This window comes from Agrobacterium salinitolerans (assembly GCF_002008225.1).
GTDB classification, from domain to species: Bacteria; Pseudomonadota; Alphaproteobacteria; order Rhizobiales; family Rhizobiaceae; genus Agrobacterium; species Agrobacterium salinitolerans.
Map to the genome: position 1 here is coordinate 163,000 of NZ_MRDH01000006.1, position 24,563 is coordinate 187,562.

The 24,563-nt window shown below is 61.4% G+C and carries 22 protein-coding genes; 16 read left to right on the forward strand and 6 right to left on the reverse strand.

Features of this window, described 5'->3' with window-relative positions; translation table 11 throughout:
* Positions 1-86: 86 nt before the first annotated feature.
* The gene (erpA, locus tag BS627_RS04880; RefSeq protein ID WP_077982150.1) at positions 87-419 is read right to left on the reverse strand and encodes an iron-sulfur cluster insertion protein ErpA; all 333 of its coding nucleotides are present in this window, start codon (positions 417-419) and stop codon (positions 87-89) included.
* Between the two features lie 226 nt (positions 420-645).
* Here erpA and BS627_RS04885 point away from each other — a divergent pair, with 226 nt between their 5' ends.
* The 13 genes from BS627_RS04885 to BS627_RS04950 all read left to right on the forward strand — a co-directional run bounded on the left by BS627_RS04885 (position 646) and on the right by BS627_RS04950 (position 16,662).
* Entirely contained in the window at positions 646-1,863 is a 1,218-nt protein-coding gene (locus BS627_RS04885) for a deoxyguanosinetriphosphate triphosphohydrolase (protein WP_077982151.1), read from the forward strand.
* A 76-nt stretch (positions 1,864-1,939) separates the two neighbouring features.
* Complete coding sequence (gene argS, locus BS627_RS04890; protein WP_077982897.1) at positions 1,940-3,697, forward strand: arginine--tRNA ligase; 1,758 nt, start codon at positions 1,940-1,942, stop codon at positions 3,695-3,697.
* A 66-nt stretch (positions 3,698-3,763) separates the two neighbouring features.
* A complete protein-coding gene (locus tag BS627_RS04895; protein WP_077982152.1) occupies positions 3,764-6,784 on the forward strand; it encodes an SPOR domain-containing protein in 3,021 nt (1,006 codons plus the stop codon).
* 272 nt (positions 6,785-7,056) lie between these two features.
* Positions 7,057-8,073, forward strand: coding sequence for a beta-N-acetylhexosaminidase (gene nagZ / locus BS627_RS04905; protein WP_077982154.1), 1,017 nt, complete (start codon positions 7,057-7,059; stop codon positions 8,071-8,073).
* Positions 8,074-8,131: 58 nt separating this feature from the next.
* Positions 8,132-8,977 (forward strand): segregation and condensation protein A, encoded by an 846-nt coding sequence (locus BS627_RS04910; protein ID WP_077982155.1) that lies wholly within the window; start codon positions 8,132-8,134, stop codon positions 8,975-8,977.
* Positions 8,970-9,704, forward strand: a complete 735-nt coding sequence (gene scpB / locus BS627_RS04915; protein WP_089153214.1) for an SMC-Scp complex subunit ScpB — start codon at positions 8,970-8,972, stop codon at positions 9,702-9,704. The genes BS627_RS04910 and scpB overlap by 8 nt, the downstream gene beginning before the upstream one ends.
* 128 nt (positions 9,705-9,832) lie before the next feature.
* Entirely contained in the window at positions 9,833-10,039 is a 207-nt protein-coding gene (locus BS627_RS04920; protein ID WP_003509722.1) for a twin-arginine translocase TatA/TatE family subunit, read from the forward strand.
* Positions 10,040-10,197: 158 nt separating this feature from the next.
* The gene (tatB, locus tag BS627_RS04925; protein ID WP_077982156.1) at positions 10,198-10,935 is read left to right on the forward strand and encodes a Sec-independent protein translocase protein TatB; all 738 of its coding nucleotides are present in this window, start codon (positions 10,198-10,200) and stop codon (positions 10,933-10,935) included.
* Positions 10,932-11,735 (forward strand): twin-arginine translocase subunit TatC, encoded by an 804-nt coding sequence (tatC, locus tag BS627_RS04930; protein ID WP_077982157.1) that lies wholly within the window; start codon positions 10,932-10,934, stop codon positions 11,733-11,735. Before tatB ends, tatC begins: the two co-directional genes overlap by 4 nt.
* 102 nt (positions 11,736-11,837) lie before the next feature.
* The gene (gene serS / locus BS627_RS04935; RefSeq protein ID WP_077982899.1) at positions 11,838-13,121 is read left to right on the forward strand and encodes a serine--tRNA ligase; all 1,284 of its coding nucleotides are present in this window, start codon (positions 11,838-11,840) and stop codon (positions 13,119-13,121) included.
* Between the two features lie 210 nt (positions 13,122-13,331).
* On the forward strand, positions 13,332-14,102 hold the full coding sequence (surE, locus tag BS627_RS04940; RefSeq protein WP_003509717.1) for a 5'/3'-nucleotidase SurE: 771 nt from the start codon (positions 13,332-13,334) through the stop codon (positions 14,100-14,102).
* Positions 14,103-14,110: 8 nt separating this feature from the next.
* A complete protein-coding gene (locus BS627_RS04945; RefSeq protein WP_077982158.1) occupies positions 14,111-14,752 on the forward strand; it encodes a protein-L-isoaspartate(D-aspartate) O-methyltransferase in 642 nt (213 codons plus the stop codon).
* A gap of 344 nt (positions 14,753-15,096) precedes the next feature.
* The gene (locus BS627_RS04950; protein WP_165691132.1) at positions 15,097-16,662 is read left to right on the forward strand and encodes a peptidoglycan DD-metalloendopeptidase family protein; all 1,566 of its coding nucleotides are present in this window, start codon (positions 15,097-15,099) and stop codon (positions 16,660-16,662) included.
* A 95-nt stretch (positions 16,663-16,757) separates the two neighbouring features.
* On the opposite strand, the gene mobB is transcribed toward BS627_RS04950, so the two are convergent.
* From mobB to moaA, 5 genes are all read right to left on the reverse strand, one after another.
* On the reverse strand, positions 16,758-17,273 hold the full coding sequence (mobB, locus tag BS627_RS04955) for a molybdopterin-guanine dinucleotide biosynthesis protein B (RefSeq protein ID WP_077982160.1): 516 nt from the start codon (positions 17,271-17,273) through the stop codon (positions 16,758-16,760).
* Positions 17,270-17,896, reverse strand: a complete 627-nt coding sequence (mobA, locus tag BS627_RS04960; protein ID WP_077982161.1) for a molybdenum cofactor guanylyltransferase MobA — start codon at positions 17,894-17,896, stop codon at positions 17,270-17,272. The genes mobB and mobA overlap by 4 nt, the downstream gene beginning before the upstream one ends.
* Positions 17,893-19,092 (reverse strand): multidrug effflux MFS transporter, encoded by a 1,200-nt coding sequence (locus BS627_RS04965; RefSeq protein ID WP_077982162.1) that lies wholly within the window; start codon positions 19,090-19,092, stop codon positions 17,893-17,895. The genes mobA and BS627_RS04965 overlap by 4 nt, the downstream gene beginning before the upstream one ends.
* Before the next feature lies 1 nt (position 19,093).
* Positions 19,094-20,062, reverse strand: a complete 969-nt coding sequence (locus tag BS627_RS04970; RefSeq protein ID WP_077982163.1) for a DMT family transporter — start codon at positions 20,060-20,062, stop codon at positions 19,094-19,096.
* A 171-nt stretch (positions 20,063-20,233) separates the two neighbouring features.
* Complete coding sequence (gene moaA, locus BS627_RS04975; RefSeq protein WP_077982164.1) at positions 20,234-21,283, reverse strand: GTP 3',8-cyclase MoaA; 1,050 nt, start codon at positions 21,281-21,283, stop codon at positions 20,234-20,236.
* A gap of 132 nt (positions 21,284-21,415) precedes the next feature.
* Here moaA and BS627_RS04980 point away from each other — a divergent pair, with 132 nt between their 5' ends.
* The 3 genes from BS627_RS04980 (at position 21,416) to BS627_RS04990 (ending at position 24,478) form a co-directional block, all read left to right on the forward strand.
* Positions 21,416-21,784 (forward strand): gamma-butyrobetaine hydroxylase family protein, encoded by a 369-nt coding sequence (locus BS627_RS04980; RefSeq protein WP_077982165.1) that lies wholly within the window; start codon positions 21,416-21,418, stop codon positions 21,782-21,784.
* 219 nt (positions 21,785-22,003) lie between these two features.
* Positions 22,004-23,815 (forward strand): monovalent cation:proton antiporter-2 (CPA2) family protein, encoded by a 1,812-nt coding sequence (locus tag BS627_RS04985; protein ID WP_077982166.1) that lies wholly within the window; start codon positions 22,004-22,006, stop codon positions 23,813-23,815.
* 54 nt (positions 23,816-23,869) lie between these two features.
* Positions 23,870-24,478: a pyridoxamine 5'-phosphate oxidase family protein gene (locus tag BS627_RS04990; protein ID WP_077982167.1), complete on the forward strand. Its 609-nt coding sequence runs from the start codon at positions 23,870-23,872 to the stop codon at positions 24,476-24,478.
* Positions 24,479-24,563 lie beyond the last annotated feature (85 nt).

Below are 24,563 nucleotides of genomic sequence, written 5' to 3' on the forward strand. Positions count from 1 at the left end.
CCTTTTGTGGGGGTACTTTTACCCGATGCAAAACCGATTGCCACCGTTTTTGGAAGGTGGTGGCGAGGATGTGGTGGATAGAATCGTCAGATCGAGAAGCTGGTGCCGCAGCCGCAGCTTGCCACGGCATTGGGGTTCTTGATCTGGAAGGACTGGCCCAGAAGATTATCGACGAAGTCGATTTCGGAGCCGGCCATATAGATGACCGACATGCTGTCGATCAGCACCTTGGCGTCGCCGCGGGCAATCACGATGTCGTCATCGGTTTTGTCTTCGGCCAGATCGAATTTGTAGGAGAAGCCCGAGCAGCCGCCGCCTTCCACCGAGACGCGCAGCGCCTGTTTGCCGGCGTCGGCGGCGACGATCTGGGCGATTCGCTTTGCCGCGGCTTCCGAAAGGGTAATGTCGCTGTTTTCCATGTCGTTCCTCCTGCCGGGGTCAAGAACCGGAGAGCAATAATCTCGTTGTCACCATTATAAACCGGTCAAATTAACGGTCTATAGCCTGTGTGAAGGCGGTCAGCGCGGCGATGATGCTTTGCGCCGACCTCTGCGATAGGTATGAAGGGTAAATGAAAAGGTCAATGGCCGAGGTGAAAAGGAAGTCACAGTCTAGGTCATGGCGGCGAAGACAACAGGTGGATGCATGATCATAGACCAGCGCGCATTGGGTTTCGGAAGCGGTGAGAGGGCGGTTTTCGCCTCGGATCCATGGACCACGCGCGGGCGTCTTTTTCCCGAAGAGGGAAGCCTGACGCGTTCCGAATTCCAGCGCGACCGCGACCGCATCGTTCACACGACGGCCTTTCGCCGCCTGAAGCACAAGACCCAGGTCTTCATCAGCCCTGACGGAGACCACTATCGCACGCGGCTTACCCACACCATCGAGGTGGCGCAGATCGCCCGTGCGCTCGCCCGTGCGCTGAAGCTGGATGAGGATCTGGCCGAGGGCGTGGCGCTGGTGCATGATTTCGGCCACACGCCCTTCGGCCATACCGGCGAAGACGCGCTGGATGCGGTGCTGCTCCCCTATGGCGGCTTCGATCATAACGCCCAGTCGCTGCGCATCGTCACCAAGCTGGAGCGCCGTTATGCCGAATATGACGGTATCAACCTCACCTGGGAGACGCTGGAAGGTCTCGTCAAACACAATGGTCCGCTGGTGAATGCGAAGGGCGAGGGGATCAAGGGGCCGGTTCCGCTGCCCATCCTCGAATATTGCGAGCAGCAGGATCTGGAAATCGGCAGCTATGCGAGCCTCGAGGCGCAGGTGGCGGCGATTGCCGATGACATCGCTTATAATACCCACGATATCGATGACGGATTGCGTGCCGGCTATCTCACTTTCGAGATGCTGGAAGAGGTGCCATTCCTCAGCGGACTGATGGCGCAGGTGCGGGCGAAATATCCCGTGCTCGACAAGGAGCGTTTTGCCAATGAGATCATGCGCCGCCAGATCACCCATATGGTCGAGGATGTGATCGGCGTTGCCCAGCAGAATCTTGCCCGCCTGAAACCACGAAGCGCGGCCGATATCCGCGCCGCCGATTTCACCGTCGCGACCTTCTCGCCGGAAATGGCCGAGACCGACCGGCAGATCAAGAAGCTGCTGTTCGGCCATATCTACCGCCATCCGGAAATCATGCGCATCCGCGCCGGTGCCACGCAGATCGTTACCGATCTTTTCCACCGTTATATGGAAGTGCCGGCGGAAATGCAGAGCCATTACTGGGTGGACAGCATTTCCGGCATGAGCGTGGCCGCAAAAGCCCGGCATGTGGGCGACTATCTGGCCGGCATGACCGATAGTTATGCACTGCGCGCCCACCAGCGGCTGTTTGACCACACCCCCGATTTGCGATAGGGCAGCGGGCAATCGCGGAGCCGACCCGGTTATGATGGCCGGACATAAACAGAAGCCCTTCGCGCAGGTTGGAACGATGAACATTTTTGCTGATTTCGATACCAGGATCAAAAACGCGCTCGAGACCCTCGATCTCGTGAAAGAGAACCGCGAAAAGGTCGATTTCAGTCGAATTACCGTCGAATCCCCGCGCGATCTCAGCCACGGCGATGTTGCAACCAATGCCGCCATGGTGCTGGCCAAGCCGCTCGGCACCAATCCGCGCGCGCTCGCCGAACTCATCGTGCCCGCGCTTCAGGCGGATAGCGATGTCGACAGCGTCAATGTCGCGGGTCCTGGTTTCATCAATCTCAAGGTCTCGGTCGGTTACTGGCAGCGTCTTTTGGCAGACATGATCGGGCAGGGCATCGATTTCGGCCGCTCCACCATCGGTTCCGGCCAGAAGATCAACGTCGAATATGTCTCCGCCAATCCGACAGGCCCGATGCATGTCGGCCATTGCCGTGGCGCCGTTGTGGGCGACACGCTGGCGAACCTGCTGGCATTCGCAGGCTACGGCGTTACCAAGGAATATTACATCAACGATGCCGGCTCGCAGATCGATGTACTGGCCCGTTCCGTCTTCCTGCGCTACCGCGAGGCGCTCGGCGAAGATATCGGCACCATTCCGTCCGGTCTTTACCCCGGCGACTACCTCGTTCCCGTCGGCCAGGCGCTGGCGGATGAATATGGCATCAAGCTGCGCGCCATGCCCGAGGAAAAGTGGATGCCTATCGTCAAGAACAAGGCGATCGACGCGATGATGGCGATGATCCGCGAGGATCTGGCGCTGCTCAACGTCCGGCACGACGTGTTCTTCTCGGAGCGCACGCTGCATGAGGGCAATGGCGGTCCGATCCTCTCTGCTATCAATGACCTGACGTTCAAGGGCCATGTCTACAAGGGCACCCTGCCGCCACCGAAGGGCGAATTGCCTGACGACTGGGAAGACCGCGAACAGACGCTGTTCCGCTCCACCGAGGTGGGCGACGACATGGACCGCGCGCTGATGAAATCGGACGGTTCCTACACCTATTTCGCCGCGGACGTCGCTTATTTCAAGAACAAGTTCGACCGCGGTTTTTCCGAGATGATCTATGTGCTCGGCGCCGACCACGGCGGCTACGTGAAGCGGCTGGAAGCGGTCGCGCGCGCCGTCTCCGAAGGCAAATCGAAACTGACGGTGCTGCTGTGCCAGCTCGTCAAGCTGTTCCGCGATGGTGAGCCGGTGAAGATGTCGAAGCGCTCCGGCGACTTCGTCACGCTGCGCGATGTTGTCGACGAAGTGGGTCGCGACCCGGTGCGATTCATGATGCTTTATCGGAAGAATTCCGAGCCGCTGGACTTCGATTTCGCGAAAGTGACCGAACAATCGAAGGATAATCCGGTCTTTTACGTGCAATATGCGCACGCCCGCTCACAGTCGATCTTCCGGCAGGCGCAGGAAGCGTTTCCGGGGCTTTCTCCTTCGGCTGAGGAGATGGCGGCCTCCGTCGCTTTGATTAGCGATATCAACGAGTTGCAGCTGGTTGCAAAGCTCGCCGAATATCCGCGCCTGATCGAATCGGCGGCTCTTTCGCACGAGCCGCACCGGCTTGCTTTTTATCTCTATGACCTCGCCAGTTCCTTCCATGGACACTGGAACAAGGGCAAAGACCAGCCGGAATTACGTTTTATTAACGATAAAAACCGAGAATTGAGCATTGCCAGACTTGGGCTGGTGAATGCTGTCGCAAATGTTTTGAGGTCCGGCCTCACGCTTTTAGGAGCGGACGCACCTGCCGAAATGCGATAACATATCACCATTATTTGCTCACAATACGCTGGCAAGAGCTGCAATGCGTAGATGGTGGAACACGTAATGGTCGAAAAAAAAGTCGCGTATAACCGGGACGCCCGGTCCGAAGGGTTCGCTGACAACGATCCTCTGGCAGAACTGGCGCGTATCGTCGGCTTCGAAGATCGTCCTTCGCATGCGGGTTCCGAGGCTGCGCCGCGCGCCGCTTCGCCGGCGACCCGCCGCGAACCGGAATTCAACCTCGAGGACGAGCTTCTGCGGGAGTTCGAAGTCTACGATGCGCCGCATGCCGATCCGGTCGTTCTTGATCCGGCAAACGATGTTCGCACAGGCATCCATCCCAACGATTTCATGCAGCGTGTCGAGCAGGTTTTCGCCCGCCGCGAGCCCGAGCTTGCGCCGGCGGATGAACCCGCGCCTGTTGCCGCATCCGCACCGGAGGTGATGGAAGAGCCGCTTCCGGAAGTCGATCAGGCCTATATTCACAACTACGTCGAAACGACCGCGCAGGATATTCGTGCGGATTTCCGCGACGACGCCTCCGCGGTGGCGGAAGTTTTCGATGTGCATTCGCGCCAGTCGCGTCCCGCCGAGCCGATGGTTTACCAGCCCGTCGCCGAGCAGGCTGGGTGGGAAGAGCCGCAGGCAGTGGAACCCGCCGCGACCGAATGGCATGCGATGCCGGAGCTTCCCGCCGATGTTTCGAGCAACATTCACGCCGATGGTCATTCCTATGCGCCGGAGCCGCAGGCTTTCGATCTCGCCGACGAGGTGGAAATAGCTGTCGCCGAGGAGGCGCCCGCACCGGTTTCCGTGCGTCCGCCGTCGCATGGCGGCCGGTCCTCGCTGGAATTTTCCAGCCTGCGGCTGCCGCTCGCCAATTTCGGCGCGCGCCGGGATGTTTCGGCTGTCGATCCGAGGCGGGTTGAGCCACGCTCCGAGCAGCAGCCTGCCGCAGCCCGCATCGAGCCGCAGGTCGAAGTCGATCCCGCGCCTGCCGTCGTTCAGGCGGTGGAGGCCGCTCCGTCCTTTGCGCCTTCGGTCGCCGAGACCTTCACGCCTGCCGCAGAGCCTATGGCGTTTGAGGTTGCCGAGAAGCCGGAAGCGAAACATCTGTCGCCGATGGACGAGCTGATTTACGACGTCGCGAAATATTCCATTCCCGGTCGCGGCGAAACACCGCTCGTACAAGATGTTCCCGCTGCGCAGGCTGCGAAGGTGGAGCCGCCCGTGGTTGCCGCCGCGCCGGTCAAGGCCGCGCCGATTGCCGCTGCTGCGCCTGCGGCACCCGCAGAAGAGCTGGATTTCACGGATTTCGCCGGCTTCAACGATGATGATTTCGAGCTTGCGCTCGACGATCTCGATCTGGATCTCGATTTGTCTGAAATCGCCGAGGCGGAAGTTGCACCTGCGCCCGCGCCGCAACCCGTTCGCCAGCAGCCAGCCGCTCCGGTTGCCGTTGCGGCCGCCGCGCCGCAGCCGGTGAGGGAACAGCCCGCGCCGCAGCCGCGCCCGGCTTCCGTGGCCGCATCTGTGACCGCCGTTCCGGTGCAGCCGCGCCCCGCTGTTGCAGCAGCACCGCAGCCAGTCGCACCGCAGACGCTGGAAAGCCTGCCTTTCGATCCTTCGCAGATCGGCGAGACGGAAGAACATCCGGAAACCATCGTCGAAATGGATGTGCCGGAACTGCCGGTCGGTGTTTTTGAACCCAAGCCGGCCGCGCGCCGTCACGAGGAAGATCTCGATATCGATACCGAGCTTGCGACGCTGTTTGCACCTGCCGTCGCCGGTGGTCTCGACCGTCACAAACATGGCGACAGTCGCGGCGCCGCCCAGGCGCGTCCTGCGCCGGCTCCGGAAGAGGCCGATGAATTCGAGAGGGCGCTGGAAGAGGATTTCCGTCGTTCCATGCAGGAGGCTGCGGCTTCCCGTGGCAACGCATCCCGCGACGCCGAGAATACCTATGTGGAGCATCCGGCGGATTATCGTGGTGAGGATGAACGCGGCGGTCGCCGCTGGATCATGCCGGTTGCCGCGGCAATCGGTCTGGTGCTGGTCGGTGGCGGCGTGTACGCGCTGGTTTCCGGCGGTTCGTCCAGCATGGGTTCGAATGGCGCGCCGGTCATCATCTCCGCCGATAGCGATCCGATGAAGGTCGTTCCGGAAAATCCGGGCGGTCGCGTTGTGCCGAACCAGGACAAGGCGGTTTATGACCGCGTGGCCGGCGGCGGCGCTGCCGATCCGAAACAGCCGTCGTTGATTTCCAGCAACGAGCAGCCGGTGGATGTGGTGCAGCGTACGCTGATCCCCGAACAATTGCCGCTGGAAGGCGAAAACGATGCGGATATGGAACCCGCCGGCACGCCGGTTGGCGAAACAGAAGATCCGCGCCTGCTTTCGCCGGAAGAAAAGGCTGCGCAGAATGAAGGATCTGCTGCAACCGGCGTTTCGCCGCGTAAGGTCCGCACCATGATCGTCAAGCCTGACGGCACGCTGGTTGCCCAGGAAGTCGAAGCGCCGGCCGCCCAGCCGCCGAAGGCCGACAAGGTTGAGGAGCTTGCAGCACCGCAGACCGCAAAGCCGGGTGAGGGCGCGCCCGCCGTCATCGCCGCATCGCGGGTCCCGGTCACACCGGAGCAGGCTCAGCCGCAGGCGAACACGCCTGCCGCCACGACACCGGCAGCACAGTCGGCGGCGCCAGTTCCCTCGGCGCGTCCGTCCTCGCAGCCAGCCAATGTGGTGGCGACTGTGACCAACCAGGGCAATGTCCGCCCCACGAACGCTCCGGCACAGCAGCAGACGGCGGCCGCGACGCCGGCGGCGACCAGCACGCCTTCCGCCGGCGGCTACTACATCCAGATCGCCTCGTTGCCGAGCCAGGCGGAAGCCCAGAAGTCCTACCAGAACATGTCGGCCAAGTTCGGCTCGGTCATCGGTGGACGCGGCGTCGACATCAAGGCCGCCGAAATCGCTGGCAAGGGCACGTTCTACCGCGTCCGTATCCCGGCCGGTGACAAGAGCGAAGCCGTGGCGCTGTGCGAAAGGTTCCGCTCAGCCGGCGGCAGCTGCCTGGTGGCGCGGTGATAGTGGCCGGATTGGCTTAGACAGATCGGGGCTGCCGCGTGAGGCAGCCCTTTTGGATGGCACTCGGCCTTTCCTCACGCTCCGCCGTCATCCTCGGGCTTGACCCGAGGACCCATCGCTCCGGGTTGTGGATTCTCGGGACAAGCCCGAGGATGACGGCGGAGAGGTTATGCGAGGATGGCGGCCGCAGGTCCACCTGACTGTTTTCGCACTCCGAGAGCACATCCCCTTTTACCCACCCTCCATCTCTTTTCCCTTTGAGCGTGACACCCATGACCGATTGCAAAGCTATGATCCTCGGATGCAGTGGGCTTTCGCTGACGGCCGACGAGATTGCCCTTTACCGCGATGAACAGCCCTGGGGCTTCATCCTGTTCGGGCGCAATATCGGCGAGCCGCAGCAGATCACCGATCTCGTCGCCGCCATGCGCGACGCCGTCGGGAGGTCAGATGCGCCGGTTCTGATCGATCAGGAGGGTGGGCGCGTGCAGCGTATCAAGCCACCGATCCTGCAGGCCTATCCGAACGCCCGCATTCTCGGTGAAATCTATGAGCGCGACCGGGGGGCGGGTCTGCGCGCCGCCTGGCTGATGTCGCGCCTGCATGCCTTCGACCTCATGAAATTCGGCATCAATGTCGATTGCCTGCCGGTGCTCGATGTGCCGGTGGAAGGCGCCAGCAATGTCATCGGGAATCGCGCCTATGGCTACACGCCGACCATGGTGGCCGAGATGGGGCAAGCAGCGGCGGACGGCCTGAAGGCGGGAGGCATGCTGCCTGTCATGAAACATATGCCGGGCCATGGCCGCGGCATGGTGGATTCGCACCACGAACTGCCGGTCGTCGATGTGCCGCTCGATGAGCTGGACGCCCATGATTTCGTGCCGTTCCGGGCGCTGAACCGTGAATTGATGGCGATGAGCGCGCATCTGGTGTTCAACGCCGTCGACCGTGAGCGCCCGGCGACGACCTCGCCGAAGGTGATCGAGGAGATCATTCGCGGGCGGATCGGCTTCGACGGTCTGCTGATGTCCGACGACAGCTCCATGAATGCGCTGAAGGGCCCGCTTGGTGAAAGAGCTGCGAATATTGTTGCGGGCGGCTGCGATATAGTCTTGCATTGCAACGGTGTGATGGGTGAAATGCTGCAGGTCGTGAAGGAGGTTCCTGTTCTTTCCGGCCGTTCGCTGGAGCGGGTGCGGGCCGTGGAAGCGGGTTTCCCTGTTGCGGACCCTTCCGACGAAGCGGAGCTGAGAGCCGAATTCAACGCCATGTGGGCCGTTTCCTGACAGTCGGGCGGCGGCCCGGTACTCGGGACGACAGGCCGGACGCCCGGCGGATGGAACAATGGCCGCAGACAAGTCTCGCAATTCGACACCGATGGACAAGCTCTGGCAGGATGTGACGCCGGAGCGGCTGACGGGCGAGGCCGGGCTGGTCATCGATGTCGCGGGTTTTGAAGGTCCGCTTGATCTGCTGTTGCATCTTGCCCGCACGCAGAAGGTCGATCTGTCGCGCATTTCGGTGCTGGCCCTTGCCGAACAATATCTGCAATTCGTGGAAAGCGCGCGCCGCGTCCGCATCGAGCTTGCGGCTGACTATCTCGTCATGGCGGCGTGGCTCGCCTTCCTGAAATCCAAGCTCCTCATTCCGCAGCAATCCAAGGATGACGGTCCCTCGGGCGAAGAAATGGCCGCCACGCTGGCCTTCCGGCTGAAGCGCCTGGAGGCGATGCGCGAGGCGGCCGAACGTCTCGTCAACCGCGCCCAGCTCGGCCGCGATGTGTTCGCCCGCGGCGCGCCCGAGCATATTCCGCACATCAACCGCTCCGCCTATGAGGCGAGCCTTTATGACTTGCTCAGCGCCTATGCCAATCTGCGGCAGCGGCAGGCGATTACCCAGGTCACGATTGAAAAACGGCAGGTCTGGTCGCTTGTCGAGGCGCGTGAGCTTTTGACCAACCTCCTCGGCGATGTCGGGGAATGGACCGTGCTCGACCAATATCTGCTGCAATATGTACCCGATCCCGCCATGCGGGTGACGGCGATCGCCAGCGCCTTTGCCGCTTCGCTGGAACTGGTGCGCGAGGGATCGCTGCAAATCCGGCAGGAGGGCGCTTTCCAGCCCATTTATATGCGCCGCGGCACGAGGGATGAGCCCGCGGCCAGTGCCGGGAGGAGCGACAATGACTGATGATGAAGAGACCGGCGAGGCGATGATCGTAACAGATGGGGTGGGATTCGAACCCACGGTATTTTCCGAACGGCAACTGAAGGAGGCCGAGCGGATCACCGAGGCTTTGGTCTTCGCCTCGTCCGAGCCGGTCTCCGTGGCTTTCATCGCCGAGCGCCTGCCGCGCGGCATGGATGTCGTTGCCATTCTGCAGCGTCTCAAGGTGCTTTATGCGGAGCGGGGCGTCAATCTCGTGCAGGTGGGCGGGCAATGGGCCTTCCGCACCGCCGGCGATCTTTCCTTCGTCATCCGCGCTGAGGAAAAGGAGCCGAAGAAGCTGTCGCGCGCGGCGCTGGAAGTTCTGGCGATTATCGCATATCATCAACCGGTGACACGCGCCGAAATCGAGGAGATTCGCGGCGTGCAGACATCGCGCGGCACGCTCGATGTGTTGATGGAGGCGGGCTGGGTCAGGTTTCGTGGCCGCAGGCGCACCCCCGGCCGGCCGGTGACGATCGGCACCACGGTGGAGTTTCTCGATCATTTCGGTCTTGAGGAGTTGCGCGATCTGCCGGGGCTCGAGGAGCTGAAGGGGGCAGGGCTGCTTTCGGGCCGCATTCCCTCCAATTTCGGCGTACCTTTGCCGATGATGAGTGACGAGCTGCGCGAGGATGAAGATCCGATCACACAGCTGGATCTCGAGGAACTGGGCCTGCTGGCCCCCGGCGGCGGCGATGGCGACGACTGATATCGACATCCTGCCGGCGCGGCCACGAAAACTTTATGCGCACTCGCTGTCGAAGGGGTGATTTGTCGTTTGAAAAAGCCTTTCAAACGTCTTACATCGTCTGAAAGCGAAATTCAGGAGTTTCAGTTATGGGTTCTTTTAGTGTGTGGCATTGGCTCATCGTGCTGGTGATTGTTCTCGTCCTCTTCGGACGCGGCAAGATTCCGGAATTGATGGGCGATGTCGCAAAGGGCATCAAGAGCTTCAAGAAGGGCATGGCTGACGAAGACCAGACGCCGCCGCCGGCCGATGCCAACACGAAGACCGTCGACCACAAGGCTGACGAGATCAAGTAAGCGGCCTTTCGCCGCTTGGTGTGAGACTGGCGCTAGAGCGCCTTGCGTCCTTTTTTGACGCACCAAGGACGCTCTGCCACTTGTATGTTGCGCTTCATTCCCGTCGAAAATCGATTCCGATTGTCGGGCCGGAGCGCTAGGGTCTCGGGAGCATATTGATGTTAGATATCGGCTGGAGCGAGCTGCTGGTGATTGCGGTCGTGTTGATCGTGATCGTCGGGCCTAAAGACTTGCCGCCCATGATCCGCGCTTTCGGCAAAACGATGGCTAGCCTTCGCAAGATGGCGGGGGATTTCCGCAGCCAGTTCGATGAGGCCCTCAAAGAAGCCGATATGGACGATGTGCGCCAAACCATCTCCGATGTCCGCAATCTAAACCCGACCAATTCGCTACGCGATGCGATGAACCCACTTCGCCAGCTGGGCAACGAGATCAAATCCGATCTCCAGAAGGCGACGGCTGCGCCGGATGGCCTTTCGTCCACGCCGGCGCCGGCGACAGGGGAGCCGGTCGCGCCGCTGGTCAGCGTGCCTGAGCCGGAAATGAAGCTGCCGGATGCGCCGCCTGCCGTTGCCGCACCCGCTGCGCCGGTTGCCGCAGCTGTCGCCGCGGAGGAAAAGCCCAAGCGCGCGCGGGCGAAGTCCATTGCGACTGTTGAGGCCGAAGCGGTTGCCGCCAAGCCGAAACGTGCAGCGCGGAGCAAGGTTGCCTCAGCGCCAGAAACCGCCGCCACCGTGAAAACCAGTGAGCCCGCCGCCTTGAAGCCCGCCGTGAAGACGGTCACCAAAAAGGCGGCTGCCAGCAAGTCCTCCGCAGACAAGGCGGCCGTGGCCGTGGCCAAGCCGGCTAAAACGGCAAAAACCAAGGCTGCAAAGCCCAAAAAGGATGAAGCATGAGCGGGGATATCGAGGATAAGCCGCAGCCGCTGATCGAGCACCTCATGGAACTGCGCACGCGGCTGATCTGGTCGCTCGGCGCGTTCTTCGTCGCCTTCATCGCCTGTTTCGCCGTTGCCAAACATCTGTTCAACCTGCTGGTCGTTCCCTATAAATGGGCGGTGATCTGGGCCGGGCTCGATGTTGCGAAGTCGTCGCTGATCTATACCGCGCCGCAGGAATTCTTCTTCACGCAGATCAAGGTCGCCATGTTTGGCGCCATTGTGATTTCCTTCCCGGTGATCGCCTCGCAGCTTTATAAATTCGTGGCGCCCGGCCTTTACAAGAACGAGCGGGCGGCCTTCCTGCCGTTCCTCATCGCTTCGCCGATCCTTTTCCTCATCGGTGCGGCGCTTGTCTATTTCTTCTTCACGCCCATGGTCATGTGGTTCTTCCTCGCCATGCAGCAATTGCCCGAAGACGGCGAGGTGGCGATTTCGCTGATGCCGAAGGTGTCGGAGTATCTCAGCCTCATCATGACGCTGGTTCTCTCCTTCGGTCTGGTGTTCCAGCTGCCCGTCGTCACCACACTTCTGGCCCGCGTCGGGCTTTTGACCAGCGACTGGCTGCGGCAAAAGCGCAAGTTCGCGATTGTCCTCGCCTTTGTAGTCGCAGCCGTCCTGACGCCGCCGGACCCCATGTCCCAGATCGGTCTTGCGCTGCCTGCAATCATTCTCTACGAGATTTCCATCTACATGGCTCGACTCGTGGAGAGGAAACGTGCGGCAGAATCCGCAAGCACGGAGCTGGAGGAGACCTGATATTCTCGAAGGTCTCGCCGCTCACGACATTTCCTCGCGCCGGGCTCATGCCCGGCGTTTTGCTGTAAAACACCGATGATGCAACAACGGTCTGGAACGACGATGCACGACATTAAATGGATACGCGAAAACCCCGAAGCTTTCGATGCGGCGCTTGCACGCCGTGGCGCAGAGCCCGCCGCCAGCGGCCTGATCGCGCTTGATGAAAAGCGTCGTTCCGTCATCCAGTCCCTGCAGGACATGCAGTCGCGCCGCAACGCCGCCTCCAAGGAAATCGGCGCTGCGATGGCGCAGAAGAACATGGAGCTGGCGGAAAAGCTGAAAGCCGAAGTCGCCGACATCAAGGAAAACATGCCGCGCGCCGAGGAGGAGGACCGTCTGGTCACCGCCGAGTTGAACGATGCGCTTTCGCGCCTGCCCAATATGCCCTTCGACGATGTGCCCGATGGCAAGGATGAGCATGACAATGTGGTGACCCGCGTCGTCGGCCAGAAGCCCGGCTGGAACCATGAGGCAAAGGAGCACTTCGAGATTGGCGAAGCGCTCGGCTATATGGATTTCGAGCGTGCCGCCAAGCTATCGGGCGCACGTTTTACCGTGCTGACCAGCCAGCTGGCGCGTCTGGAAAGGGCGCTCGGCCAGTTCATGATCGACCTGCACACCTCGGAACATGGCTATACCGAAGTTTCCTCGCCGCTAATGGTGCGCGACGAAGCCATGTTCGGCACCGGTCAATTGCCGAAATTCTCCGAGGACCTGTTCAAGACCACGGATGGCCGCTGGCTGATTCCGACGGCCGAGGTGACGCTGACCAACCTCGTGTCCGGCGAAATTCTCGATCAGGAGAAGCTGCCGCTACGTTTTACCGCGCTGACGCCATCCTTTCGTTCGGAAGCGGGTTCGGCCGGCCGCGACACGCGCGGCATGCTGCGCCAGCACCAGTTCTGGAAATGCGAACTCGTCTCCATCACCGATGCGGAAAGTGCGGTCGCCGAACATGAGCGCATGACGGCCTGCGCCGAAGAGGTGTTGAAGCGCCTCGGCCTGCATTTCCGCACCATGACGCTCTGCACCGGCGACATGGGCTTTGGCGCCCGCAAGACTTACGATCTGGAAGTGTGGCTGCCGGGCCAGAACACCTATCGCGAAATTTCGTCCTGCTCGGTCTGCGGCGATTTCCAGGCGCGGCGCATGAATGCGCGTTATCGCGGCAAGGAAGACAAGGCGACGAAATTCGTGCACACGCTGAACGGTTCCGGAACAGCTGTCGGTCGCTGCCTGATCGCGGTTCTCGAAAATTACCTGAACGACGATGGTTCCGTCACAATTCCGGATGTGCTGCTTCCCTATATGGGTGGTCTGACTCGGATCGAGAAAGCGGCCTGAGGGAGCGCAGCGTCGTGCTATTGGAAGGAGAGTCTTCCAATCAGGCCGACGTCGTCCTCGGGACAGGCCCGAGGATCTGCACCTATCGATTGATTTCGACGTGATTAGATTCTCTGGACAGGCCTGAGGATGTCCATGGGAGAGCTGCACACCTCACTGCCGGTGGGGGGATGCTCCGTCCTTGAAGATATGAAAAGCGGAGAGAGAACCATGCGGATTTTGCTGACCAATGACGACGGTATCCACGCCGAAGGTCTGGCGGTGCTGGAGCGTATCGCCCGCACGCTGTCCGACGATGTTTGGATCGTTGCGCCGGAGACAGACCAGAGCGGTCTCGCGCACTCGCTGACCTTGTCCGAACCGCTGCGGTTGCGAAAAGTTTCCGACAAGCATTTCGCGCTGCGCGGCACGCCGACCGATTGCGTCATCATGGGCATTCGCGAGGTTCTGCCCGAAAAGCCGGATCTGGTTCTTTCCGGCGTCAATGCTGGCGCCAACATGGCCGATGACGTGACATATTCCGGCACCATTGCCGGCGCCATCGAAGGCACGCTGCAGGGCGTGCGCTCCTTTGCGCTAAGCCAGGCCTTCAGCCATGCCGAAGGCCGTGTCGTGCCGTGGGAAGTGGCGGAGACCTATGCGCCCGATCTCATCCGCAAGCTAATCGATGTCGATCTGCCTGATGGCACCTTCCTCAACCTCAACTTCCCCAATTGTGCGCCCAAGGATGTGCAGGGCGTGTCTGTCACCGGGCAGGGCAAGCTCGATTTTGGCCTGACGGTGGAGGAACGGCAGGACGGTCGCGGTCTTCCCTACTACTGGCTGCGCTTCGGCGAGCGTCTCGGTACCTTCCGCGAAGGCACCGATATCCACGCTTTGAAACATGGCAAGATTTCCGTCACACCGCTCAAGCTTGACCTGACGGACTACACGGTGAAGGATCGGGTTGCGCAAGCACTTGGATTCGGAGTCGCCGATTGAAATCCGCAATGGTCGAAAAGGAAGGTTTTGCCGCTCTCGTTCTCCGCTTAAGGGGTGAGGGGATTTCCGATCTCGACCTTCTGACGGCGGTCGAGCAGACGCCGCGCTCGAAATTCGTGCCGCCGCAATTTGCGGCCGATGCCTATTCCAGCCGCACGATCCCGATCGACTGCGGCGCCTTCATGGAAGGCGCCGACATGGCGGTGAAAATCCTTGCCCGACTGCAGCTGAAACCCGGCCAGCGTGTGCTGGAAATCGGCACGGGCAGCGGTTTCATGACGGCGATCATCGCTCGGCGGGTCGAACGCGTCTTTTCGCTGGAGCGTTACAGGACGCTGGTGCAGCGGGCGCAGAACTGTCTCGACGATCTCTCCATCCGCAATGTCGTCATCCGTCAGGCGGATGGCAGCAACGGCCTGGTGGGCGAGGGTACCTTCGACCGAATCGTCTCCACGGCGGCCTTCACCACCATGCCCCGCTTCTTTGCCGAACAGATCGTTTCAGGCGGCATGATGATCGCCCCGATCATTCTCGAAGACGAGCGTTGCGTGATGACGCGTTTCTCCAAGACCGGCAGCCGCTTCGAGAAGGAAGAACTGTTCGAGGCGCCTTACCTGCCGCTCAGCACGCATATTGCGCGTCATTTGTGACGAAATGAAAATTTTGGAGACATTCCATCTTTGTCTCCTAATGTTCTGAATTTCTGCAACTAACTGATTTTTAATATCATTATTGTTCCAACGTGACGCATTCTGTTTTCGTCATGGTTATCGAAGTGTCAAAAAAGCGCCAAGCGGCTTAACGTTTTAACGGCGTGGTAACACTAACGCGCTTTAATCATAAACATCGACGCATGGTTTTCCCACTTCGGGAAATGGGCCTTGCAAGAAGTGAAATTTGTGCCGGATCGGTCTCGATGCGGCGGGTTGGCGTCAGTGTAGATCGAGTCATGCGTATGAGACATTCGTCTAAAATCGGAAAATCAGTCGCAAAAATGTTCGCAGCGGCATTGCTGGCAAGCGTCGCAACGGGCTGTAGCTCGGATGCAACGCGGTTCAGCGGCCTCTTTTCCAGTGGACCGGATCAGATGACCACGGCGTCAATTCCTGCCCGTCAGGGCGGCGGTGCTTACGGGCAGGCCCCGGTGCCGCAGGGCGACATGAATGGCGGTTACGCCTCCGCCGCGCCGCAGGGCGGTTATGCCAACCAGAACATGGCGGGCAATTCCTATCCGCAATCGGGCGGTTATGGCGGCGTTCAGCCTTCCATGGCCCGCTCGGCTTCGGCCTCTCCCGTGCAGCGATCCGAGTTGGCTGCGCCGACAGCTGTGGCAAGCCGCGATCCTTCGACCCGCAGCGAAGCCATGGCCCAGCCTTTCCCATCCGCCCAGCCCAAGGTCGTGCCGTCTCTTGCAGCGCCCGCCCGGCAGGCTGCCGCTCCCGCGGCCGACAATCTGACCACCGCAACGGTCCGCTCCGACAAGAACGGCTGGCACACGGATGGCGCCGCCTCCGTGACCCTGCGTCCCGGCGAAAACATCGCGACGCTCTCCAACCGTTACGGCGTTCCGGAAAAGGAACTGCTGCGCGTCAACGGCCTGAAGACCGCATCCTCGGCACAGGCCGGCCAGTCGATCATCATTCCGAAGTTCGGTCAGGTCCGCAATGCCGCCAAGGATGCCGCCGGCAATATTGCGCTCAACCGCAATGGCGACCAGCCGACGCCGCTGCGTAGTCCCGAGGGGAACGTGGCTGTGCTGCCGTCGCAGGCCGCCGCCCGTGACAAGGTTTCCTCCGAAACCGGCAAGCTGACGCCGCCCGGCGGCAAGCCGCTGCCGCCCACCGGCGGCTACAAGGTGCAGCCGGGCGACAGCCTGTCCAAGATCGCCCGCGCAAACGGCGTGTCGGTCGCCGCCCTCAAGGCGGCAAACGGTCTCAGCAACGAAAGCATCCGCGTCGGCCAGACGCTCAACATGCCCGGCGCTTCGACGGATGCCATCAAGACGGCTTCCGTTCCGGCCAAAGAAGCGGCCAAGCCGGTCGAAACCGCATCCGCCAAGCCTGAGCCCTACAAGGCACCGGCTGCTGCCGCGGCTCCGACTGCGCCTGCCGCACCGGCCACCGCCAGTGTCAGCGACATCGAGAAAAAGGCCGACATGGCTTCCGTCGCACCGGAATCCACCGGCATCGGCAAATATCGCTGGCCGGTTCGCGGCGCGGTCATCAACAATTTCGGCGATAATGTCGAAGGCAGCCGCAACGATGGCATCAACATCTCCGTTCCGGAAGGCACGCCGATCAAGGCCGCCGAAAACGGTGTGGTCATCTATGCGGGCAACGGCCTGAAGCAGCTCGGCAACACGGTTCTCGTGCGCCATGACGACGGCAAGGTCACCGTTTACGGCAACGCCGCCAATCTTGACGTGCAGCGCGGCCAGAAGGTTCAGCGCGGCCAGACCATCGCCACATCGGGCATGACCGGCAGCGCCAAGCGTCCGCAGGTTCACTTCGAAGTTCGCAAGGATGCGACGCCGGTGAACCCTTCCACTTTCCTTGAATAGGTATTGCGTCTCAAGGAATGATGAAGCCGGGTGATGAGCCCGGCTTTTTCATTTTTTGGCTTGATGACGGAGGAGAGGAGGCGGCGGAAACGTCGCTACTGCCTCACCAGTCCCACCGTCTTCTCGATGAAATCGGCAATGGCGCCGGTATCGTCGAGATCGAAAACGGGCAACGTCGTGTCCGCCACGTCATGATCGGCAGCAATGGCGATTATATGCGGATCGAGCGGCGCGAGCGGTTCGGTCTTGGCCGCGTCCAGTCGGCGCGCCTCGATCTTCGGCACCGGCTCGTATTTATAACCCTCGATCAGCACGAGATCGCAGGGGGCGAGGCGGGAGAGGATGTCCTCGAAGGAGGGTTCCGGTTCGCCGCGCAATTCATGCATGATGGCGAAGCGGGTGCCGGAGACGATGGTGACTTCGTGCGCGCCGGCCTGCCGGTGACGCCAGCTATCCGCCCCGACCTTGTCGATATCGAAATCATGATGGGCGTGCTTGATGGTGGAGACGCGGTAGCCGCGCGCCGTCAGCTCGGTGACGATACGGACCGCAAGGCCGGTCTTGCCCGAGTTTTTCCAGCCGGCGATGCCGAAGACCTTTTGTGCCGTCATTGCTCCAGCTTCTCCAGATAGCTGCGCGCCAGCGCCAGTTCATCCGGCGTGTTGATGTTGAAGAACGGATCGAGGCTGCCCTTTGCCGTTTCCAGCGGCGGGAAGGCCACGCCGATGGTGACGTGCCGGGCCAGATAGGCGCGGATGCGCCGGTTTTCATCTTTCGTCAGCCAGTCCTCGAGATCATCGGCAAGCGCTACCGGCCACAGCGCAAAAACCGGGTGAAGCTGGCCGCTGGAGGCGGCGATGACGATTGCATCGTCTGACAGGTGTTCGCAAAGCCGCGCCACGAGATCGTTCGGGAAAAACGGGCTGTCGGCGGGCGCGGTCAGGAAGTGACTGACCGCGCCCTCACGATGCTGGAAATGGCGCATGCCGGCCAGAATGCCGGCAAGCGGTCCGGCATGGCCGCTCAGCGTATCTCGAAGCAGCGGCAGGCCGAAACTCTCCGCCCAGCCATTGGCGGCATTGATGGTGACGTCTGACACCTGCCGTGCGATGCGGTTGATGACATGGGAGATGAGGGGCGTATCGCCCAATTGCACCATCGCCTTGTTGCTGCCCATGCGCCGCGAAAGCCCGCCGGCGAGCACAAGACCTGGTATTTCGAAAGGGGCCGTCATTCCCGCTGTTCCTGCAGCCTTACGACATGGGTGGTGAGGAGGGCGACAAGGCCGGTCGCCAGCATCACCAGAAGAAGCGGCCAGGTTCCGTCCTCCCTGGACAGGACCGAGGAGGCGAGCACCGAGAGCGCTGCGCCGCCGCCGATGGTCATCGCGCCGCCGAGGCCGGAGGCGGAGCCGGCCAGATGCGGTTGGACGCTGACCATGCCGGCATTGGCGCTCGGCAGTGTCACGCCGTTACCGACGCCGATCAAGGCAAGCGGCACGAAAAACGCATAGGCGCTTTCCGCCCCGGCGGAGATCAGCAGCATGGTCGTTACGATGCCGGCAATGGCGATGACATTGCCCGACAGCATCATGCGGGTAATGCCGATTTCGCTGGCATAACGACCGGAGATGAAGTTGCCGAGCATGTAACCGCTGGCCATGAAGAAGAATTGCAGGCCGAGCATGGCCGGGGCGAGCCCGTAAAGCACGCTGCCGACAAAGGGCGCGCCGCCGAGGAAGGAGAAGAACATGCCGGACGAGAAGGTCGAGGTCAGCGCATAACCCCAGAAGAGCGGAGAGCGCAGAAGTTCCGGCCAGGCGTGAAACTGCTGCGAAAAGCTCGCCGATTTATTATGGTTGGTTTCACCGAGATCGAACCAGGCGAGCACCAGAATGCCGACGCCGAGCAGGGAGAGGAGGGCGAAGCTCGACTGCCAGCCGGAAATGTCGTTGAGCAGCCCGCCAACCGTCGGCCCCACCATCGGCACCACGGACATGCCCATGGTCACGTAGCCGATCATCGAGGCTGCCTGTTCCATCGGCACCATGTCGCGCACGATGGCGCGCGCCAGCACGAAGCCGGAAACGACTGCTGCCTGCGCAACGCGCCCGATCATGAAGACGGTGATGTTGGGCGCGAGCATGCAGCCGAGCGTTGCGACGATCATGATGGCGATGCTGGCCAGCATGACCGGGCGGCGCCCGAAAAGATCGGAAAGCGGGCCGATGATGAGCTGCAGGCAGGCGGTGGCGGCAAGATAACCCGAAACGGCAAATTGCATCACCGCGTAGTCGGTCTCGAAATAAACCGCCATGGCCGCAAGCGAGGGCAGGAACACATTCATGCACAGCGCCGCAACGCCGGCGATGACGACCAGCGTGATGATGTGCGGCGGTGTGGTCCTGTCCAGAAAACGGCCGCTGTTCATATCATTCTCCAGCCTCGCCCGTTACGGCAGCTTTCGTAACGGAAGCCGGCCGTACCGTGGTCGCGGCGGTTGGGGTGGCGGCCGCGCGCTTGGCCATCTGCGAGCGCTTGCGCAGGCTTTCGCGGTAGAAGGTGTAGAGGCCCGAACCGATGACGATCAGGGCGCCGACGATGGTATAATTGTCGATTTTTTCATTGAAGAAGAATACGCCGATCATGAAACCCCAGAGCAGGCTGGTGTAACGGAACGGCGCGACGAAGGAGATTTCGCCCGATCTCATGGCGAGAATGATCGCCTGATAGCCCACCAGCACCAGGATGGCGGAACCGGCGAGATGTGAGAGGATCATAAAATTCATCGGCTGCCAGCCGCCGAAGGGCACGATCAGCAGGCCGCCCACCGCCATATTGACGAAAGCGGTGATGACGGTGATGGCGAGCGAGGGCACATCGGCATACATTTTCCGCGTCAGCAGATCGCGCGCGGCGGTGACGGCGAGCGATGCGACGACCAGAAGCGCCCCCGGCGTGAAGCCTTCCGGGCCGGGCCTGATGATGACGAGCACGCCGATAAAGCCGACGATGATCGCCATCCAGCGTCGCCAGCCCACCGGCTCGCGCAGAAACAGCGCCGCACCCAGCGTCACCACCAGGGGCAGGGACTGCAATATGGCCGAGGCATTGGAAAATCCGATGAGGCCGAGCGCCGTCAGATAGAGCACGGCCGCAGTCACTTCGCAGATACAGCGCAGGATGATGATGGGGCGCATGAGGGTTTTCAGCGGCCGGAGCGCACCGAAATGGCGGGCGGCGATGTAGATCAGCACCACCGTTATGATGCCGCGGACGAACATGATCTGGCCGGTGTTGATATAGGGGGTGACGGATTTCGTCAGGGCGTCATTGGCCGTGAAGCTTGCCATGGCGAGCGCCATGAAAAGGGCGCCGCGCGTATTGTCCGTCAATGCCATTCCAAAATATCCCAGACCATGCGCGGTTTTCCCGGCCGCCCTTTCGGGGCGATTTGGGCCGCCTTTCGGGCGTGACCACGCATTCCTCCATGCAAAGAGACGTGGCACGCCACAGCCGGCATTTCAACCGTTTATATGGGTGGGTGGACGAGAAACAGTTTCAGCCTTCGCTCAGCCGCCGGTCACGCTCATATGGCGGGAGACGGCAGGCCGGTTGTGGGTGCGGTCGATGATGAAATCATGCCCTTTCGGCTTGCGCAGAAGGGCTTCATCGATGGCGCTGGAAAGATAGGCGTCACTGTCGGAGGCGCGCAGCGCGGTGCGCAGGTCGGCGGCGTCATCCTGGCCCAGGCACATATAAAGCGTGCCGGTGCATGTGAGGCGGACGCGATTGCAGCTTTCGCAGAAATTATGCGTCATCGGCGTGATGAAGCCGAGCCGGCCTCCGGTTTCCTTCACCGTCACGTAACGGGCGGGACCGCCGGTCTGGTAATCGCTGTCGATCAGCGTGAAGCTCTTTTCCAGATCGGCACGCAACTGCGAAAGCGGCAGGTAGCGGTCTGTCCGGTCTTCCTCGATCTCCCCCATCGGCATGGTTTCGATGACCGTCAGGTCCATGCCTCGACCATGGGCAAAACGCATGAGATCGGGAATCTCGGCGTCGTTGAAGTCCTTCAGCGCCACCGCGTTCAGCTTGACCTTGATGCCCGCGGCCTGGGCGGCGTCGAGCCCCTCCATGACGCGGTCGAGATCGCCCCAGCGGGTGATATGGCGGAACTTATCGCGATCGAGCGTATCGAGCGACACGTTGATGCGGCGCACCCCGCAATGGGCAAGCTCGTCGGCAAATTTGGCGAGCTGTGAGCCGTTTGTCGTCAGCGTCAGCTCTTCCAGCATACCGGTTTCAATGTGGCGGCCAAGGTTTCTCACCAGCGACATGATGTTCTTGCGCACCAGCGGTTCACCGCCGGTCAGCCTCAGCTTGCGCACGCCGCGCGTTATGAAGACGGAACAGAGCCGGTCCAGTTCTTCAAGCGTCAGAAGATCCTTCTTGGGCAGGAAGGTCATGTGCTCGGACATGCAATAGGTACAGCGGAAATCGCAGCGGTCGGTGACCGAGACACGCAGATAGGTGATGGAGCGACCGAAAGGGTCCACCATCGGTGTGCTGTTTTCCGTCAGGGTTTTCGCCTTTTCAAGCGAACCGGAGAAACCGTTCACGTCTCCATCCTCACTGCCCCTCGCGCCTGGCACACACGCCGAATGTGTGCTCTATCAGGTGATGTAGTGGCTTGCCTATCGTGAGGCAAGTTCGTAATTCTGACGCATATGACGAGCTTGCGGAAGTGAAAAATGAGTGATGCCTGGCCTACCGAGCTGCTTGTGTCAAAAGACCGGCGCGAACTGACCGTCTCTTTTGATGACGGCAGCGTTTACCGTCTCCGAGCCGAGATGCTGCGCGTCCTTTCTCCCTCGGCCGAAGTGCAGGGCCACGGGCCGGGGCAAAAGGTCACGGTGCCCGGAAAACGCGATGTCGCCATCCGCTCCATGGTCGCGACCGGCAATTATGCGGTGCGCATCATCTTTGACGATGGCCACGATAGCGGCATCTACACCTGGAAATATCTGAAGGAACTGGGCGAGACCGGCGATGGGCTGTTTGCGGATTATGAGCGGGAGCTCGCCGAAAAGGGCTTGAGCAGAGAGCCGCGATACCGGTAGACGGACGCAAGGCCTGCGGCCCCACCCTCATTCCTGTGACAAGCACACCAATGAGGGGAGGAGGACAGCGGCATCCGAGGATCGCATGCCCTGAGCGACAAATAACCCGTTGAATCTGTGCATCGTCCTTCAGTAAAATCGTTTTCGCTTTTCACGCCGATGCGCTAGGAAGTGAGGGAGGGAACACCCTCGTCTTATCGATTTTCAGCGGGGTGGCGTGTGGCTGTAGAAGCGAACGGGAATGATCTGGCCCAGGTGGTCGTGCTTCTGGCGGCCGGCGTTATCGCTGCGCCGATCTTCAAGCGCATCGGCCTCGGTTCGGTGCTCGGTTATCTGGCCGCCGGTCTGGTGATCGGGCCTTACGGTCTCGGTTTTTTCTCCGATTCGCAGGCCATTTTGCATATAGCGGAACTCGGCGTGGTGATGTTCCTGTTCATCATCGGCCTTGAGATGCAACCGTCGCGGCTGTGGTCGATGCGGCAGGATATTTTCGGGCTGGGTGCGCTTCAGGTGCTAGTCTGCATGGCCGGCCTGACATTGATCGGGGTCGGTCTCGGTTTTCCCGTCATCATGTCGTTCGTTGCCGGCACCGGTTTCGTGCTGACCTCGACGGCCATCGTCATGCAGATGCTGCAGGAGCGCAACAGCATGTCGAGCCTGAAAGGGCAGCGTATCATCGCCATTCTGCTGTTTGAGGATCTGGCCATCGTGCCGCTGCTGGCGCTTGTCGCTTTCCTCGGTTCGGGCGGCGAACACGTCACGGCATCGGAGCGCTGGGCTTCCGTCGGCATCGCGCTTGCTGCCGTCGGTGCGCTCATCCTCGCCGGGCGTTATCTGCTCAACCCGTTCTTCCGCCTGCTGGCGGCCTCCGGCGCGCGCGAGGTGATGACGGCCGCCGCGCTGCTGGTGGTGCTGGGTTCAGCGCTTCTGATGCAGGTCAGCGGCCTTTCCATGGCCATGGGGGCCTTTCTCGCCGGCGTGCTGCTGTCGGAATCCTCCTTCCGCCATCAGCTGGAAGCGGATATCGAGCCGTTTCGCGGCATTCTGCTCGGCCTGTTTTTCCTCGGTGTCGGCATGGCGATCGATCTTGCCGTCATTGCCTCCAGCTGGCAGCTCGTGGTCATCAGCGTTGTGGGCTATATGCTGCTCAAGGCCTTCCTGATCTATGGCGTGGCGCGGGCGCTCGGCACCACCCGGCGCGAAAGCCTGGAACGGGCGGTGCTGATGGCGCAGGGCGGCGAATTCGCCTTCGTGCTCTATTCGGCTGCCGTCAGCGCTGGCATTCTCGACCGGGAGGCGAACGCCATCCTGACGGCGACCATCATCATCTCCATGGTGCTGACGCCGCTGATGGTCATCCTGCATGACCGGCTGGTGCCGGCGGCGGTTCCCAATACCGACGATCTCGACGTGCCTGAAAATGTCGAGGGCAGCATTCTGCTGATCGGCTTCGGCCGTTTCGGCCAGATCGTCAGCCAGCCGCTTCTGGCGCGCGGTTATACGCTGTCGCTGATCGACAAGGACGCCGACTTCGTGCGCGATGCGGCGGAATTCGGCTTCAAGGTCTATTATGGCGACGGTTCGCGGGCGGAAATCCTGCATGCCGCCGGTGCCAGCACGGCGCGCGCGGTACTTATTTGCGTCGATGACAAGGAAGCTGCTGTGCGGATCGCAGAGATCGTCAAACACGAATTTCCGCTGGTTCCGGTTCTCGCCCGTGCTTACGACCGCGGCCATGCCATCGATCTGCTGAAAGCCGGCGTCGACTACCAGATCCGCGAGACGCTGGAATCGGCGCTGAATTTCAGCGAGGAAGTGCTGGGCGCCATGGGCGAGGAGCGGGAAGACGCCGCACGTCTGGTGGAGGAATTCCGCGACCGCGATGAAGAGCGTTTCGCCATGGAAGTCGTCGGCGGCATCTATGCCGGCCGTTCGCTGATCCGCGGCAACGCCCAGCCGGCCGATCTCGTGGCCGCCCGCACCGCGCGCGAGCGGGCAGAGCGGGAAAAGGCGGAAGCCGCAGAGGAATAGGACGCCCCGGTCTTTCGGCGGCGACAGAGGCAATTGGCAGGGATAGGAACGGACATGACGATCATTCGCACGGTTGAGGAATTGAAGGCCATCTATGACGGCACGAGCGAGGCGTCGATCGCCAAGGTGACAGCCGCGCTGACAGCCGAATACCGGCTGATGATCGAAACTTCGCCTTTCCTCGCGCTGGCAACGGTGGGGCCTGAAGGCATGGACTGTTCACCGCGCGGCGACAAGGGTGGCGTGGTGCGGGTGGCCGATGACAGGACCGTGCTGTTGCCGGACTGGCGTGGCAACAACCGCATCGATTCGCTTCTGAACATCGTGCGCGACCCACGGGTGGCGCTGATGTTCCTGATCCCCGGTTCCAACACGACCATGCGCATCAATGGCCACGCGGTGGTTTCCGTCGATACGGGGTTGTTGCAGAGCTTCGAGATGGATGGCAAACATCCGCGCACCGTCATCGTGGTGACGATAAACGAGGTCTATTTCCAGTGTGCACGGGCGCTGATGCGCTCCGAACTGTGGAACCCCGCCAATTTCGTCGATGTGGCATCGCTGCCGACGCCCGGCACCATGCTCAAGGCGGCGAAGGCGGAGTTCGATCAGGAGACTTATGATCGGGAATGGGCGGCGCGGGCGGCAAAGACCATGTGGTGAGGCATCAATTGCCGCAGCAACAGGTTGGCATTTAAAGGGCATGCACTTGCGTAACCCCGCCCTCATTCCTGTGACGAGCACAAGA

Coding starts and splice junctions, on each gene's coding strand:
- nagZ (WP_077982154.1), top strand. CDS start 7,057: ATGACCGATTGCAAAGCTATGATCCTCGGATGCAGTGGGCTTTCGCTG.
- BS627_RS04950 (WP_165691132.1), top strand. CDS start 15,097: ATGTTCGCAGCGGCATTGCTGGCAAGCGTCGCAACGGGCTGTAGCTCG.
- scpB (WP_089153214.1), top strand. CDS start 8,970: ATGACTGATGATGAAGAGACCGGCGAGGCGATGATCGTAACAGATGGG.
- BS627_RS04965 (WP_077982162.1), bottom strand. CDS start 19,092: ATGAACAGCGGCCGTTTTCTGGACAGGACCACACCGCCGCACATCATC.
- BS627_RS04885 (WP_077982151.1), top strand. CDS start 646: ATGATCATAGACCAGCGCGCATTGGGTTTCGGAAGCGGTGAGAGGGCG.
- argS (WP_077982897.1), top strand. CDS start 1,940: ATGAACATTTTTGCTGATTTCGATACCAGGATCAAAAACGCGCTCGAG.
- BS627_RS04895 (WP_077982152.1), top strand. CDS start 3,764: ATGGTCGAAAAAAAAGTCGCGTATAACCGGGACGCCCGGTCCGAAGGG.
- surE (WP_003509717.1), top strand. CDS start 13,332: ATGCGGATTTTGCTGACCAATGACGACGGTATCCACGCCGAAGGTCTG.
- BS627_RS04980 (WP_077982165.1), top strand. CDS start 21,416: ATGAGTGATGCCTGGCCTACCGAGCTGCTTGTGTCAAAAGACCGGCGC.
- BS627_RS04970 (WP_077982163.1), bottom strand. CDS start 20,062: ATGGCATTGACGGACAATACGCGCGGCGCCCTTTTCATGGCGCTCGCC.
- mobA (WP_077982161.1), bottom strand. CDS start 17,896: ATGACGGCCCCTTTCGAAATACCAGGTCTTGTGCTCGCCGGCGGGCTT.
- mobB (WP_077982160.1), bottom strand. CDS start 17,273: ATGACGGCACAAAAGGTCTTCGGCATCGCCGGCTGGAAAAACTCGGGC.
- erpA (WP_077982150.1), bottom strand. CDS start 419: ATGGAAAACAGCGACATTACCCTTTCGGAAGCCGCGGCAAAGCGAATC.
- BS627_RS04945 (WP_077982158.1), top strand. CDS start 14,111: ATGGTCGAAAAGGAAGGTTTTGCCGCTCTCGTTCTCCGCTTAAGGGGT.
- BS627_RS04910 (WP_077982155.1), top strand. CDS start 8,132: ATGGCCGCAGACAAGTCTCGCAATTCGACACCGATGGACAAGCTCTGG.
- BS627_RS04920 (WP_003509722.1), top strand. CDS start 9,833: ATGGGTTCTTTTAGTGTGTGGCATTGGCTCATCGTGCTGGTGATTGTT.
- tatC (WP_077982157.1), top strand. CDS start 10,932: ATGAGCGGGGATATCGAGGATAAGCCGCAGCCGCTGATCGAGCACCTC.
- BS627_RS04990 (WP_077982167.1), top strand. CDS start 23,870: ATGACGATCATTCGCACGGTTGAGGAATTGAAGGCCATCTATGACGGC.
- tatB (WP_077982156.1), top strand. CDS start 10,198: ATGTTAGATATCGGCTGGAGCGAGCTGCTGGTGATTGCGGTCGTGTTG.
- serS (WP_077982899.1), top strand. CDS start 11,838: ATGCACGACATTAAATGGATACGCGAAAACCCCGAAGCTTTCGATGCG.